Origin of the sequence: Nostoc sp. FACHB-190, assembly GCF_014696905.1 — a bacterium.
GTDB lineage: Bacteria > Cyanobacteriota > Cyanobacteriia > Cyanobacteriales > Nostocaceae > Nostoc_B.
On sequence record NZ_JACJQW010000004.1, the window covers coordinates 157,149 to 173,038 of the forward strand.

Sequence of the window (15,890 nt, forward strand, 5' to 3'; positions counted from 1 at the left end):
CATAAACTTTTCAGTAGTGAAATACCATTTAAATTATCAAATTTTTGGCTAGAGTAAATTCTAGCTATTTTTGTCTCTAAAAATCCTAAATAAAATATAATTAATATACATATTCACATTCGTAAGCACATATTAATCCTGATACGCTATGAACGCGATTTTATTAGAAAATCATCTGACTCATGAACTAGAACTATTAATTTGTTGTTCTCGTACTCATATCAAAGAAAAAGACTTAATTAAAGTCCAGACATTATTACAAAAACCAATCAATTGGGAATATCTACTAGAACTTGCTGCTTACCACAAAGTTTTACCACTAATATTTATTAGCCTGAATAAAATTGATTCTCAAGCTATTCCTCATAATATTTTCAGCACACTACAAAAATATCATTACCTTAATACACAGCATAGCCTATTAATGGCTAGTAAACTGGTCAATATATTGAATATTTTCACTGAGAATAATATTCCTGTTATTCCCTTTAAAGGGCCAATTTTAGCTACCACAGCTTACGGAGATATATCACGTCGATCTTTTGGAGATTTGGATCTACTTGTGCATCGGGAAGATTTTTTGAGAACTAAACAAATATTAATAGATGCAGGATTTGAGCCATACGCAGACAGTAATGAACAAGAAGCCGCTTATCTTAAATCTCTTAATAGTCAAGACGAAGAAACTTATTTACGTTCTCACTGGGAATTACATTTAATTAATCGAAAAGAGCAAGTCACCTTAGATGTTCACCAAGGGGTTTTATCTAAAAAATTCTCCCTACCTTCCAGTTCAGAATGGATATGGAATGACACAATAACAATAAATTTTGCTGGTAAACAAATACTCAGCTTTTCTATAGAAAACCTCATCCTGATTCTCTGTTCCCAAGGAAGTAAAGACTGTTGGTTCTACTTAAATAGAATTTGTGACTTAGCTGAAGTACTACATACTTATACTGATGTGAATTGGGAAAAAGTTTGGCAGTTAGCTATTGAATTAAAAATGACAAAAATGCTGCTGTTAGGACTTTCATTAGCTCATCATATCTTAGATGCTCCACTTCCAGAATTGATTTTACAAAAGATAGAAAATAACTCATCAGTCAAGCATCTCACTGCTGAAATTATTATTCAACTAACTCGTCCTGTTGCGGATGTTGCTACACAAAGCCAATTAAAATCAGCACTTTTTCATCTAAAATTGATAGAACAACCGTGGGACAAAATATCATATTGCTATCAACATCTCATTGTTCCTACGATCGCAGACAAAAGTTTTGTGTCTTTACCTCGATATTTGTCATTTCTGTACTATTTTGTTCGACCATTGAGGCTGATTTTTTTTAATCGAAGCAAAAATTAATTTTTATAATTTTTCAAAATCAATTACATTGGAACGAATTGATTATAAATAGACATTAATTGCTGATAGTTCACTTCTGAAGAGTATTTATATTCATAAATCGATCTGGCATTTTTGCCATAATTAATCATCAATTCATTATGATTAATAGCCCATTTTATTTTAGCTGCTAAATCTTCTGAATTGCCAGCTTCAAAGTATAACCCACTGACATGATCTTCAACAATTTCAGCCATACTACCTAACTGAGAAACTATCACAGGTAAACTAGCTGCAAATGCTTCAACTATCGTTAATGGAAAACCTTCATACCAAATTGAAGGAAAAACTAAAAATTTAGCTTTCTGCATTAATTCTAGCACTATTACTTTATCTTGATATCCCAAAAATTCAATTAAATATTCATAGCCTGCTGTTTGAACTTTTTTCTGCAAAACTTGATGCAGTGGCCCATCACCGACAATTTTTAATGGTGTAGATATATGACTTTTGATATAGGCATCAATTAAAACAGAAACTCCTTTTTCTTCTGATAATCTGCCAACAAATAGTAAGTAATTATCACGTTGGATATTTGACTCTAACTTATTTGGCTGAAAAACAAAATTTGGTTTAATATAAATTTTTTCTGCTGGGAGTCCAGCTTGAATCATTTTTTCTTTTTGAAATTGAGTCAAAACAATATAACCATTTACTTTCTTATGCCAAGTACCTGTTAATCTATGCCATGTAGTCATTGCAGCAACCACAGAACTTTGAAGATGAGAGTTACGATAACAGCCATGTACAACGCTAGACCAAGGTATTAATGTACCAATACAATCTTCACAGATTTTGCCATCTCGAAATGGCATTGCTTTAGGACAAGCTAGGCGATAATTGTGCAGCGTTTGGATGACAGGTACTCCAGCAGCATAACAAGCATCATATACAGCAGGTGATAGTAACGGAAAAAAATTATGTACATGAACTATATCAGGAGAAAAACGTATTATCTCTGCTTGAACTAGTTGCTTAGATGGAAGCGAATATATTGCGCCCCCTGCTGCTGCTAATGTATCCCAAACATTTACTATATTTAGGTTATTTTCTTCCAGTAAAATCACATCATGCCCATTAGCCTCTAATAGACTTTTTTCAATTTGAACTACTTTATCTTCACCACCGGTTAATCGATAGCGATTGTGTAAGATTAACAGCTTCATTGTTTTTATGAACTGGTGGATATGAACTCATACTATTAAGTTAGAGAGTCAGGGTTTTTGGGAGGAGGGATACACTGGTGAATGTTTATTTGAATTTTATTTTTATATGAGTATTCTATAAAACAAGCATAAACTAGGAAAAACTAGCAAGTTTTTCCTGCACGCAAATTTCTTTATAAGATTGAGCAAAAAATAATCCTTTCAATTCCCAACTAAATACATCTCTAACTCTCTTTTTTCCAACCTCACCCATCTTTGATCTCAATTTTACATCTGCAACCAAACATATCATTGCTTGAGTAATATCTTTGACAGCTTGTTCTGGTGTATTTGCTACAATTTTAAAACCAGTTGCTTCAGTAACTTGAAGTGCTGGCCCTCCCAGATTTAAGCAAATGACTGGTAAACCTAGAGACATTGCTTCTAAACAGACTAATCCACCAGAGTCATGCAAACTTGGATGAACTAGTACATGAGAGTCTCTTATTTTACTTAAGGTTTGATCACGAGACAAACTACCCCAAAATTTAACTTGTTTTTCAATACCTAATTCTTGAGTGAGATTTTCCAAGTTTTTTCGCTCAGATCCTTCTCCCACAACCCAATACTCAGAATTAGATATATTTGCTTTGGCAAATGCTAATAATCCTAGATGAAATCCTTTCCAATGCAATAATCTACCCACGCTGATAAACCTGATAATAGATTGATAGGATAAAGATACCTCTGGATAATTCATTAATTCTTCCTGAGATATACCAAGCTGAGAATATACTTGAATATTTTTGGCTCCTAAATATCGTAACCTTTTAGCTGTATCCTCAGTTGTTGCTAAAGCTAAAATACTCCGCCGTGCTGTTAAGTGGACAAAAGGATCACACTCTCCGATTAAGCAAGCTGCGTTTCTCAGCAACTCATATATTTTGCTACGAAAATTTAAACTTGTCCAAAAGTTTTTGGGAGTTAATTCTCCTCCACCCACAGGCCCCCAAATAAACGGAATTGGTAATAAACAAAGAAAAGACGGACTATTATATTTTACGTAAGTTACGTGATGCACAATATCAAAGCAAATTTTCTGATGAAGCTTTCTGCTCACAAAGTAAGCTGTAATTTGCCATAAATAGTAGTGAAGATATACCCATCTTTGGGTTGATTTTCCTTTCTGACTCCAATCTATCATCCAACCAAAAGGATCTAAATAAATAAAGTTGAGATTAGATGGTGGCTTGCGTGCTAATTCTGCTTCAATAGCGGAGCGGTGACAGTTAGAGGTTAAAACCCAAATCTGATAATATTTGCTCATTTCTTGAACAAAATTCCAACCTACACCCGGTTCAGAACCTTGGCTTGGTTCACAAGCGTATGCAGAAATTAGAATTTTCATAATTATTAGTTGGTATAGAATATTTATTCAGCTTCTGCATCAAAAAGTTGGGGATAACGTTTGTATATTTGCATTGCAGCTAAACCAATCCCATACATTGTCCATAACCAAATACCACCTGTGGGGCCTTCAATAATTACTTCAAATGATGTAACAGTCATACAAGCCACCCAATAAGTAAGTAAAGTTAAAAATATACCAGACCATTTTGTCTGCCCCTTTTTTCTGCACTGTAAATATTTTGATAGTATGCTTCCAGCCCAACCTAACTGAATGACAAGCCAAAGAACGAAACCAGGAACGCCAGTACGAGAAAGCACAGTAATATGACCATTATGTGGACTACGTACAACCCCATCACCTAAAGGATCAAAACCTGTACCAGCTCCCAAGTTAAAACCAAATCCTCGACCCGTCCAAAAATAATCTGAAAAAGTGCTTTTGATGAGATAAGTCCACCATTCTAATCGATATTCTTTTGAACCTTGTCTTTCATTATTATCAATAAAAATACTCAACACTCGATTAATTAATGGTTCAAAAAACTCTGGATTAAAAATGAAAACCAATAAAATAACCAAAATTATAATAGTTATAATGCGCCAAACTTTACTACTTTTATAATTAGCAATTCCCAGCACAAAAAAAGCATTCAAAAAAGCTAGTGTTCCTGAACGATTAGAATTTAGAGCAACTACACCTAAATTGACAAAAAACATTAAAGTAAATAATAATGGTTGAAAATCTAGCAAACTAGATCCAACAAAAAAAGCAGTAATCCCCGATAAATGAGTCATTGTATCTGCTGGTTTCAGAGAGATAATTCTAGCCCCGGAACCAGGTAAACTAGGTAATGGTATTGTTCTAGATATCAACCAGAGAAATGGTATAAGAATAATAAAAATTCTACAAAAGCGCCCATATTGAGCAACCATAAATAAAAATCGCTGTGGCTTACTAATTAGTAAGGTGGCAACTATTAGGGCAAAAAATGTATAGTACCATAAGGCTGCATCACGTATGGCATCTAAGCCATATATGGGTACATAAGGTATGGTATTGAGGCAACACCACACCATAAATATGATTAAAAACCAAACTTGAGGGAGTTTGAGAAGTTTTGGGATTGATTTGTTGATGCTTAAAGTAAACAATCCAAAAATAAGCGTAATTTCTCCGATATAAGCAGGAGGAACACCAAAGTAAGAAAATCCTCGTCCACACAGAGAATATCCCAACAGTACCCAACTATACCAGTTGAGGAATTTATCGGCGATGGAAGATTTTTCTGTCTCATTGTTAGGATAAACACTTGTCTTGTCGAGCATAGGCCCTTTTAGGTGTTACTAGTTGATTTGGAAAAATTAAAAGGATTCAAATATAAATTGCATAGTTGCAATATAAAGATTTTTATAGAAGTTCAAATAATAGTAATTTGTTTATAGATGAGATTCATGAAATTTTTAACAAACTCTGATGAGTAGCTAATTCATAAATTGCCATCATCCGGCTATAGTTCTGTTGTGCTGTGTACTTAGATTCAAATTCATGTCTAGCTTCTTGACGCATCTGAGCTAGTCTTGCTTGATTTGCAATCGCCCATTGCACTTTATTTGCTAAATCTTCGGGGTTTCCTGGTGAGAACAGCAATCCAGTACGACTAGAGTCTACTAATTCTGCGATCGCTCCAATATTAGCAGCAATTACGGGCGTACCTTTTGCAAAAGCCTCAACCGCAACTCGACCAAAAGTTTCATACCACTTGGAAGGAAACACTAAAAACATCGCTTCTCCCATCAATTTATGCACTTCAGATATTGGTCTACGTCCTAGCCATTCTACGTTGGGTAATCGTTTGACTAATTCCACCACTTTCTCTGCCAAAGGCCCTTCCCCGATAATCTTCAAAGGAACTTTCCCTTCCAAATAGTTCCAAGCCGCTAGTAAAGTATCTAATCCTTTTTCGGAAGATAGTCTTCCCACAAAAAGAGCATAACCGCCAGAACCATCTCCCACACCAGGATCAGGATGCACAAAGTTAGGCTTGACGACAATTTTTTCGGCGGGGAAACCTCCGGCGATAAATTTTTGTCGAGCAAACTCAGTTAAAGCAATGTACACATCTACCATTTCCAGCCAAGTACCCATAGCGCGATGAGCTGTTAACATAGTTGCTACTGCGATCGTTGCTGGACGATTTTCCCGATAGCAACCATGCCAAACGCCAGGATAGGGAATAAACTTCCCCATACAATCTTCGCAGACGAGTCCATCCCGAAAAAATAAGCCATTGGGACACAATAGGCGATAATTACGCAAAGTTTGCACAACAGGTACTCCTTCTGACTTAGCCGCATAGTGAACAGAAGGAGAAATTAAGGGGAAAAAATTCTGAATATGAACAATGTCACATTTTGAATGCTGAAGTTTTTGTTTGACTATGTTGTAAGATTCTTGAGACCAGATAGAGCGCAACGCCATCGGTACAGCACCAATAGATCCCACTCGGTCATTATGTTCTTGATAAACATCAACTTCATGACCCATTTCCCGTAAGAGTTTTTCTTCAGCCTCACGAGATTCATCTTCGCCGCCACGAATTTGATAATTGTTATGAATGCTTAGAATGTGCATTGAGGAAATTTTGAATGGGATAATGATTAATTAAATAACCTGAGCGTTATTTTCTTTGGTCTGAATTACACTTTGTGATAATAGAGACTGTTGGCAAGTCAAAATATCTTCATAAAGTGCCACTAAAGAATTTGCTTTAATTTCCCAGTTGTATAACTCACTCACCCGCTTTTGACCTGCTTGTCCCATCTTGGCTCTGAGTTCTGGATCTTTAGCTAGACGAACCATTGCCTCTGCCATACCTTTAACCGCATCTTCAGGGTTATTACCCGTAATTTTAAAACCAGTTTGCTCCGTAATCTGAAAAGCTGGGCCTCCTAAATTCAAACAGATTACAGGTCTACTGGCTGCCATTGCTTCTATGCAAACCGTAGGCGAAAAATCATGCAAACTAGGATGAATTAAAGCACAAGATTCTCCCAATATCCTTAGTGCTTCTTCACGAGGCCGACTTCCTAAAAATTTGACCTTTTCAGCAATTCCTAGTTTATTAGCTAAAGCTTCTAATCTTGGACGTTCCGGGCCTTCACCAATAATCCAGTATTCCCCATTTTCTAAGTTAGCTGCTGCAAAGGCACGTAACCCAAGATGAAATCCTTTCCAATGCAGTAAACGCCCCATACTGATAAATCTTATAGGAGCTTGGAATTGCGAAACATTATATTGCTCGAATTGAGCTATATCTTGTTGATTAACACCTGTTTGTCCCAATATCTTCTCAATACGTTTTGTACCTAATGCACTTACACAATCAGCTGTTTCTGATGTGCAAACTATTGCTACAGCACTTCTTTTGGCAGTCATTTTCACAAAAGGGTCGCGTTCACCTATCCAACGGCTAACTTCCCGCAAACTTTCATAAACTTTGCCACTCCAATGAAAATCACGCCAAAATGGCTTCGGTGCAACTTCACCGCCCCCCAATGGCCCCCAAACAAACGGTATAGGTAATAGTGATAAAAAGCTAGGAAAACAATATCGACCGTAGGTAACATGATGTACCAAATTAAAATTAATTTGCTCATGTAGTTTCCTGGCTTGAAAATATGCACCTATTTGCCAAAAATAGTAGTGAAAATACAGTGCTGTTTGTCCTCGGTTCCACCATCTAGCCCAAGCAGGTAAGTCATGATACACAAACTTCAACCCTGGAACTGGCATTTTGGATAGTTCAGCTTCAATGCTGGGTTGATTATCTTGACGTGTAATTACCCATACAGCCTCACATTTGTGAGCTAGTTCTTGAACCATATTCCAACCAACTCCTGGTTCAGACCCCATCTTTGGTCTACAGGCATAGGCAGAAACTAAAATTTTCATATTTTTCATTTCTTAAAATATTTATGCAGGTTTATGGTATGTATCGCATTAATAATTTTCGTGACTGATTTTTCAATAGCTGGATCAGCTTTTGTTTTTGATTTAATTGATAAAAACCTCGAATGGAATAATCCACTTCTATGTGATGTTGTTTGAACAAGTCAACCACAGCCGCCTCTAACCATTTACCTTGAACAATTCCAGTGGGATAATAAGGAAAAATATATTTATCTTGACCATTAAAATAATCAAGATTTTGACAGAAAAATGAATCTTTAATTTTCCTGGCTCTGATGCTACCCCAGCGTTCAAACTCCCATCCTGTTTCATTTGGCTCAAGATAAAATCTGAGTCTATCCTTGACCCACAACCCGGCTTGTAACCCAATCCGATAGTTGGCTTTTTGAGGAATCTCCCATAATAACGGATATTTGGATGATGGTTTATATGGGCCAATTCCCAGAGTTTCTCTTAACCGAATGTGGGAATATCCTTCACATTCCATAATTTTGAGAAAATCATAGAGGATAGTTGTATTGACATAATCATTAAGAAAATAATCATCTTGTACATAAAGAATGTACTTTGACTTAATTTGGTCAAGACAACGAATTAAGCAATCACTCCAACTCGGTCTTGTGCCACTCTCATCATTTATCCCAACTTGAGAACATTGTATATTTAACCCATGATAACTAAATACTTTAGTTTCAGTATTGAGTATTATAGGGTGAGGACAATTAGACCAATACTTTGCAAAAAGAGTAAAGAATGGTTGCCAGCAATCTTCAAAACTGTCGGTACTATTTACGAGAATTGCTAATTGTGAAGTATCATCCATAAATAATCTTACTTTTTCTATGTTTGTTGAATACTTTAAATTAAATTTAAGCTAGTCTAAAAGACTTACATCATTATTATTTTGCTCAAAATCTAAGTTATTTACATCTGATTATTGAGGAGCATTTGGTATTTTTCTTCTAAAATCTGCGTTTGCTTATGAAGATTAAACATATTTTCTACTCGTTGTCGGCCATTTTGACTAAAGCTTTGCCAGAGAACACTATCATTAAATAGCTGTAAAACATACTCTGCAAGAGTTTGAACATCTCGTTCAGGTGCTAGAAAACCAGTCTCTTGATGTGCTACTACTTCAGGAATTCCACCACTAGCAAAGCTAACTACTGGTAAACCCATTGCTTGAGCCTCAGCAAACACTATACCAAAACTTTCGCAATCACCAGACTCCGCTCTAATACTAGGAACACAAAATATTTTGGCTATTTGCATCCAATGTTTTACAACCTCTGGTGGTTGGGAGCCTAGAAAACGATAGTTTTTGAGTAAGGACTTAGCTAAATTTTCTAAAGAATTGCGGAGAGGGCCATCACCGATCACTAGCAAAGCTATTTCAGGATTTTCTGCCTGTACTCTCTCCATCGCTTTTATCAAATACTCACAGCCTTTCTTCTCAACTAGCCGTCCAACAAAAAGAACTATCGGCTCTCGATTAGTTATTGGCTGAGGTTGAAAAAGTTCTGTATCTACACCTATATAATGCACTAATATTTTTTCTGAAGGAAAACCTTGCTGAACAAGTTCCGCTTTCAAAAATTTTGATACAGTAATAAATAAATTGGCCTGTTGTTTAAGTAATTCTCGCCGTTTGAGATAAACACGAGTACTGATAGAATTTTTTCTAGCATATTCATCCTTCATGGTAGCATCGAGTCCATGAAAGGTAACAATCATAGGTAGATTTAAAGACTGTACTAAAGGAAGAGCTAAAGCTCCACAAACGCCAAAATGAGCATGAAGTAAAACAGGATTTAGCTGTTTTACTTTTTTCCTGACTTTTGGTGATATTCCTGTGACTTTAAACAATACCTCTTGGAAAGCTCCAAAACTTCCACCTTCATTAACTACTAACGTGCGCTCTGAAGGTAGAGATAATCCTTTGACAAAACGAGAACCCACATAATAAGGTTCAAAATTTTTTAGACCTTCTCCTTGAGCGCGGATAAATGTTTCTGAAGGAGGGAGAATGCGTCCACAGAAAATAACTACATTTGGCTTAGACATACTGTTTTTATGCTGGCTCTAGAATTATATCGCTGTAGAACTTTTATTTTGATTCCTATAAAATAAAGCATATTTCAATTCAAATAATAATTTGTACACTTTAGCCCCAAAAATTACTCTTATAATTCCCTTAGCGAAAAGTTTTCCAGACCAGGGAAGGAATTTTAGTAAGGCAAGAATATAGAAAAGAGCAGTAATTTTATTTCCTTTATCAAGTTCTTTATTTACTCGAAGTAACTGGACTATGGATGTTCTTACTCCTATAACACGATGATAATTAATCGCTCCTGTCCGTTGTTTTATAACTGTCCCCCACTTATTTTTGAAAATCCTTAATCCCTCTAATTTAGCTTGCAAATTACCTCCAATCTGCTGGGGATGAAAATATCTAATAATTAGTGGTTTATCGACTACTAAAAAATGGTTATTGGCTGCTGCTAGACTCAACCATAAATCATAGTCTTGAAAACTAGGTAAACTTTCATCAAAGCCATTAACTTCTAGTAAGGCAGAACGTTTCACCATAAATAGTGAAGTGGTAGGAGGTAGCCAACCTCTCAATAAATCATCAAAAACATCTCCTTCATAAAGATGTAAACTGGGTATTTTCTGTTGTCCCTCTACACATTCATAACCTAAGCAATAAACAACAGTTGCCAGAGGATCATCACTTTCTTGTAAACGTTTTACCTGTAACTCTAACTTCTCAGGTAACCATTCATCATCACTGTCTAAAAATGCGATGAATTCTGTGCTGGCTGCTTTAATGCCTTGATTACGTGCATAGCTACCTCCATAATTCTTACCTAAAGGTAAAAACTTAATTCGTGGATCGGTAAATTCTTTAACTACTTCAGCAGTATTATCTGTAGAGCCATCATCAACAATAATCAATTCAAAATTAGAGAAAGTCTGTTGGAGAATACTAGAAATTGCTCTTGATAAAAAATTAGCTCTATTAAATGTTGGAACTATTACACTAACGATTGGTTGTCCTGGGAGAGATGAATTCATAACTTTTAGCTTCTAAAATAATTTAATTCTAAATTTTAATTAGATTTTTACATACAAGATTGATATACATTGCTCGTTATTTTGGCAATGTTTAGCCAATCATATTTCTCTGCTAGTTGGCGATTATATTGACCCATATTTGATAGTTGTTTTTGTTGTTCTAACGCCAATTTCATAGCTTGAATTAAACCATATTCATCATCAATGTCATATAAAAATGCTCCAGAATGATCTAAGACTTCTGCGATACATCCTTTGCGGGGCGCAATACAGGCTCGACCAAAAGACATTGCTAACATTACAGCACCTGAAGTGAGAATATCTCGATAGGGAAATACGACTACATCACAAGCGTTCAGATAAATTTGAAGTTTCTCCGAAGGGACAAATCCGGGTATAAATTTGATGTTTGGCTCGTTATCAATCTTCTGTAAAAGCATATCTGTCATTTCTGGACTGTTTTGATATACTTTACCTGCAATCAATAGTTGACTTGCATCATTATGCAGTTGTTTAAATGTATCTATTAGTTCCAAGACTCCTTTGTAGGGTCTAATCATCCCCAGGAACAGGAAAACCACAGCAGAATCATCTATATTTAAGCTTTTGCGGGCTAGAGTTTTTTCGATATTGTTATCGTAACAGTTGATATAGTTACCATGCGGGACTACAAATACTTTATCTTGATTATCGTTCAGGGAAAAACTTTTGATAACTTCTGCTTTAGCTGAGTCACAATGGGCAATAATCGCATCAGCTAATTTAGCCACTAAATAACTACATAAATTATCTAAAACTAAGTTTTTATTTTCATGATTTTTTAGATTATGTACAGTCCAAATAATTTTGGTTCTTAGCAGTTTTAAGATAATTAATTCTAAAATAAAAAATGATAATTTTAGAGATTTTTCTACAGTATTAGAACCTGCGAAAAATGGATGGAGCCAATGTAAGTGTACTACATCTGCTTTTTGAGGAAACAATACTGCTGGTAAAAAGAAAGTTGTTGAAGAGGAAGGATGAGGAAAATCTGCTTGAATATCTAATTTATTGAGGTGATGAATTAGCTCTTTTTGGTAGGGATTATTATCATTTGTTTGTGGTAGAAATATAGATTTCATGTTTAAATATGATTTTATTAATTCAAGTATTTTAGTAAGGGGATTATTTTCTATAATTCAGATGTTTGTAATTTCTCAGTGATTTGGGAGTAAATTTCTAAGTGTTGTGTAAAAATTGTGGACATACAAAGATGTTGGCGTAGGTTTTTAACAGCTATATTCTCTTTATCATCTGATTTGGATAAAATATACTGAACTGCTTGTGCAAAAGCATTGGACGTATAAGGTGAAAAAGTTTTGATAGCGCCTGGTTCTATGTTGTTGTATTCATCTATTAAGGGTAAGTCAAAAGATAAAATTTTTGGATGAGCAATGGAAAGCCAAGTTGATAAAGAACCAGAAGCGGAAGATTTTTGGAAAGGGCAAATCGCTAAATCTGTTGCGACTAAATATTGCTCTAGTTCTTCTTCTGATAAGTAGCCTGTGACAATCAGACGATCTTTTACTCCTAGTGTTTGTGCTAATGTGATTAGTTCTTCTAAAAACCAGTCACACCTTTCACTTGGCTGACCTGCAAATATTACTTTTATATTCGTTGATAAATAAGGTATTGCTTCAACGACTAAGCGATGACCTTTGCGTGGAAAAATCCAACCTAATAATGTAATTGTTTTAAACCCTTCGAGATTTAGTTTTTTTCGAGCGATTGCTGAGTTAGCAATGATTAATCTTTCTTCAACAAAATGCCGTATAAGTGTTATTTTACTGGCGTTAAGTGTATTTATACCGACAACAGTGTGAAGTCTCTGTCTTTCTTGCTCAGTACAAACTAAAATTTTTTGTACTTTAGCAAACATCCAACGAATAAATATTGAATTGCTATTGTATTGTGACTTTATGTAAGACAAAAAAGTCTTCCAATGTAGTGGGATTTTGGGCAGATAGATATCATGAAGTGTAACGACTAAAGGGGATGAACAGTTATGCACAAAAACACGAAAATTTTTCAGCTGCGATCGCTCACCCCAAAGAAATGTATTGTGTTGTAAATGCACAATATCGGCATTGGAAAGCTTTTTCGCAGCTTCTGTCAATATTTCTCGATTGTGATGTAGATTTTCTGTTAAAACTACATTAGCTTCAATGACTGTGAAACCACGCTGTCTGGCTTCGGAAGCAATAAACTTGCTATAGCGATGAACTCCATGTTGCTCAGAACCGATGTGTAGATACCCAATTTTCATGATTTTCTCTCAAGCAAACAACATTAGCCTATGACTGATAAAAGTAAATCGAAGTTACTAGCTGTTTTTTGCTTGACTTCTGGTAATACTTGCTTGAGTTTATCGGCAACTTCGTGACGGTGCTGCCAAGCAAAACGAATCGATTTGTGTGCCATCTCGCTATCTAAAAACTGCTCTACAGAAATCAGCAGTCCTTCATGAACTAATTCCGCACCCAATAAATCAGTCATAATTCCTTCTGCTTTGACTGAGTAACCAATAGGAAGAGTGCAAACACCACTGGAAAGCCCAGCGATCGCAGCGTGCATTCTTTCAGCAATGACTAAATCGCAGGCAGCAATTAAACCTTTGAATTCGGAAGCTGTGTGATCTGCACCTGCTAAATGTACACGAGGATCAAAATTAAATATCCTGAGTAAGTGAGCTGCTAGGATACGATCATCATTTCCTGCTCGATGATCATGTACATGAGGAATAATGAGTACTTGCGCCCCAAATTCATTGAGAATTAAATCAATAGTTTCACACCAGACTTTGATATGTTTATCATAGTCTGTACGAGTATAGCGGCAAATACCTTGACTAATTCCTAAAGCTACAACAGGAAGGTCTTTAGTGATGCCATAAGATTTAAATAAGTTATTAACAATCTCTGGTGATGTTGGCGGCAACAGAAAGGCTGGATCTGCCGTATGTTTTACTAACTCTGGAGACAAACCCAAATCTTTCGTAACATACTTATAAGATAAATTTTCTCTAATTGTAATTAACTTTGAACGGCGAGCTACATTAAGCCACATCTCCGCTTCATTATCATTCTTAAAAGGGCCAATAGATTGAGCTAAAAATGTAAGCGGAACACCAGCTTCTAAGGCAAATTCTAATGGTTGCAGTTGTTGTCTTAAAAATCTTGTGCCGTAGTCTGAACTAAATACATCACCGCCAGAAGCAATGACCACAGAAGCATCACGCACTAAATTATTGATATTTTTGTAAGTAGGAGCAAGGCGTTGGGAGAATTTAGAAAGTTTAGCAAGTAACGGTTGAGTTCTATATAACAACAAATAATCATCACTTGAAAGCTTAACATTATAAGGTCTTAGCAGGATTTCATCATAATCTATAGTTTCAGTTAAAATATCTATCTCAAGATTAGGTTGACGTTGACGAAGTTGCTCAATAGTCGTCACAACCATTGCCTCAACGCCTCGGTTACGTAGTCCTGTGATTCCTGTGATAACTGCTTTCTTCATTTAGTTGATGTCTCCATTAACTGTTAAAGTATTTGCTAATGATGGAAAAATATTGAAGTAAAAGTGTCTTATAAAAAATTAAAACGCATTCACTAAATCAAATCTAGGTATTTTTAGAACGATTTTTCATATAGATAACTCACAACAGTATTCAAGTAAATTTTATTTAGAAATAAATTACAACTAAAAAAATAATTCATTTTCTTCTAACTAGTGAACAATCATTACCTCACAAATATTTTTTCTAGGAGATTGCGCTACATTCAGTTCATTTGGTAAATGACCAACTGCAATCATCATGATTACAACCTCTGAATCTTTTATGCCTGCCACTTGTTTAAGATTTGTGTCTGTTTGATGCTGAACGCTCCAATTTAAACAGCATGTACCTAAACCTAAAGAATGCAAAGCATACACAAGCGACATAGAAAACATACCACCATCAATCCAACTTTGATTTCTTTCTCCCGCAGAAACAAAGTTTTGTAAGTCAGATGTCACAATTAAAACTTTACTAATTTGCTCTCCAAAACCACGGTTTCCGTTTTGGAATTTCAGAACTTTGCTCTTATCTTCATTACTTGTAAATATATGCACTTTTGAAGACTGACGATTACAGACAGAAGGTGTTTTCTGAGCCATTTCTATCGCTTTTTCAATTAAGCTGATTTCCACATCAATTGGAGCAAAATGTCGAATACTGTATCTTGAGTTGACAAAATCTCGGAAATTTATTTGAGATGATTCAATAATTTGTTTCCCTGTGATTTTTAGGACTCCACCCTGATGTACTTTTATATCTGCTGGAATTATCTCTTTTAAATTTAACAGTTCATGATAAAGCCGATCATTTTTTAAACTATTATTAAGATTGAACTCATAGTAAGCCACTAAAGTATTAATAGAAATTTGTACGATTTCGTCAACACCATATTTTTTTTGATATTCCCATAGATTTGATAAAAGCCTTTCGATAATATCAGTTCCGAAACCAACTTTAGGTTCTTTGAGCGCCAGACCTTTTTCTATTCGATGGTAATCCATTGTAATTAAAGCACCCAATTGAGTTTGAGTAGAGCTTCCTCTGACAGATGACCATCTTATAAAATTTGTAAAATCATAAGCATAATTATATGCTAACCTGACTTCAGATATTGCCAATGGAATAATCTTTATTAGCTTCAGAATATAGCGGAGATAAGAACGAATATTTTCTGGAATAAGCTGTGTAATGTTCTTCTTAATTCCTTTTGAAAACATATCAATCAGATATTTGATGTTCATTACCTTTGTATTTGCTTGCAGTAAATTAGACATTTAATGA

Annotated in this window: 13 protein-coding genes; 1 reads left to right on the forward strand and 12 read right to left on the reverse strand. The window is 35.3% G+C overall.

The genetic code is table 11. The annotated features are described in order from the left end of the window. Positions 1-148: 148 nt before the first annotated feature. Positions 149-1,366 (forward strand): nucleotidyltransferase domain-containing protein, encoded by a 1,218-nt coding sequence (locus H6G28_RS07025; protein WP_190669897.1) that lies wholly within the window; start codon positions 149-151, stop codon positions 1,364-1,366. 23 nt (positions 1,367-1,389) lie between these two features. On the opposite strand, the gene H6G28_RS07030 is transcribed toward H6G28_RS07025, so the two are convergent. The 12 genes from H6G28_RS07030 to H6G28_RS07085 all read right to left on the reverse strand — a co-directional run bounded on the left by H6G28_RS07030 (position 1,390) and on the right by H6G28_RS07085 (position 15,883). After that, a complete protein-coding gene (locus tag H6G28_RS07030; RefSeq protein ID WP_190669899.1) occupies positions 1,390-2,571 on the reverse strand; it encodes a glycosyltransferase in 1,182 nt (393 codons plus the stop codon). A 133-nt stretch (positions 2,572-2,704) separates the two neighbouring features. After that, positions 2,705-3,958, reverse strand: a complete 1,254-nt coding sequence (locus H6G28_RS07035) for a glycosyltransferase (protein WP_190669901.1) — start codon at positions 3,956-3,958, stop codon at positions 2,705-2,707. Positions 3,959-3,981: 23 nt separating this feature from the next. Next, entirely contained in the window at positions 3,982-5,196 is a 1,215-nt protein-coding gene (locus H6G28_RS07040) for an O-antigen ligase family protein (protein ID WP_242054474.1), read from the reverse strand. 214 nt (positions 5,197-5,410) lie between these two features. Further along, entirely contained in the window at positions 5,411-6,592 is a 1,182-nt protein-coding gene (locus H6G28_RS07045; protein ID WP_190669905.1) for a glycosyltransferase family 4 protein, read from the reverse strand. A 30-nt stretch (positions 6,593-6,622) separates the two neighbouring features. Further along, entirely contained in the window at positions 6,623-7,912 is a 1,290-nt protein-coding gene (locus H6G28_RS07050; RefSeq protein ID WP_190669907.1) for a glycosyltransferase family 4 protein, read from the reverse strand. 31 nt (positions 7,913-7,943) lie between these two features. Further along, positions 7,944-8,753, reverse strand: coding sequence for a hypothetical protein (locus H6G28_RS07055; protein WP_190669909.1), 810 nt, complete (start codon positions 8,751-8,753; stop codon positions 7,944-7,946). Between the two features lie 101 nt (positions 8,754-8,854). Further along, on the reverse strand, positions 8,855-9,994 hold the full coding sequence (locus tag H6G28_RS07060; RefSeq protein ID WP_190669911.1) for a glycosyltransferase: 1,140 nt from the start codon (positions 9,992-9,994) through the stop codon (positions 8,855-8,857). Between the two features lie 24 nt (positions 9,995-10,018). Next, the gene (locus H6G28_RS07065) at positions 10,019-11,008 is read right to left on the reverse strand and encodes a glycosyltransferase family 2 protein (protein ID WP_190669913.1); all 990 of its coding nucleotides are present in this window, start codon (positions 11,006-11,008) and stop codon (positions 10,019-10,021) included. A 47-nt stretch (positions 11,009-11,055) separates the two neighbouring features. Next, positions 11,056-12,129, reverse strand: a complete 1,074-nt coding sequence (locus H6G28_RS07070; RefSeq protein WP_190669915.1) for a glycosyltransferase family 4 protein — start codon at positions 12,127-12,129, stop codon at positions 11,056-11,058. A gap of 50 nt (positions 12,130-12,179) precedes the next feature. Continuing rightward, the gene (locus H6G28_RS07075) at positions 12,180-13,313 is read right to left on the reverse strand and encodes a glycosyltransferase family 4 protein (RefSeq protein ID WP_190669917.1); all 1,134 of its coding nucleotides are present in this window, start codon (positions 13,311-13,313) and stop codon (positions 12,180-12,182) included. A gap of 23 nt (positions 13,314-13,336) precedes the next feature. After that, complete coding sequence (locus H6G28_RS07080) at positions 13,337-14,566, reverse strand: polysaccharide pyruvyl transferase family protein (protein WP_190669920.1); 1,230 nt, start codon at positions 14,564-14,566, stop codon at positions 13,337-13,339. Positions 14,567-14,776: 210 nt separating this feature from the next. Continuing rightward, entirely contained in the window at positions 14,777-15,883 is a 1,107-nt protein-coding gene (locus H6G28_RS07085) for a nitroreductase family protein (protein ID WP_242054477.1), read from the reverse strand. Positions 15,884-15,890: the final 7 nt, after the last annotated feature.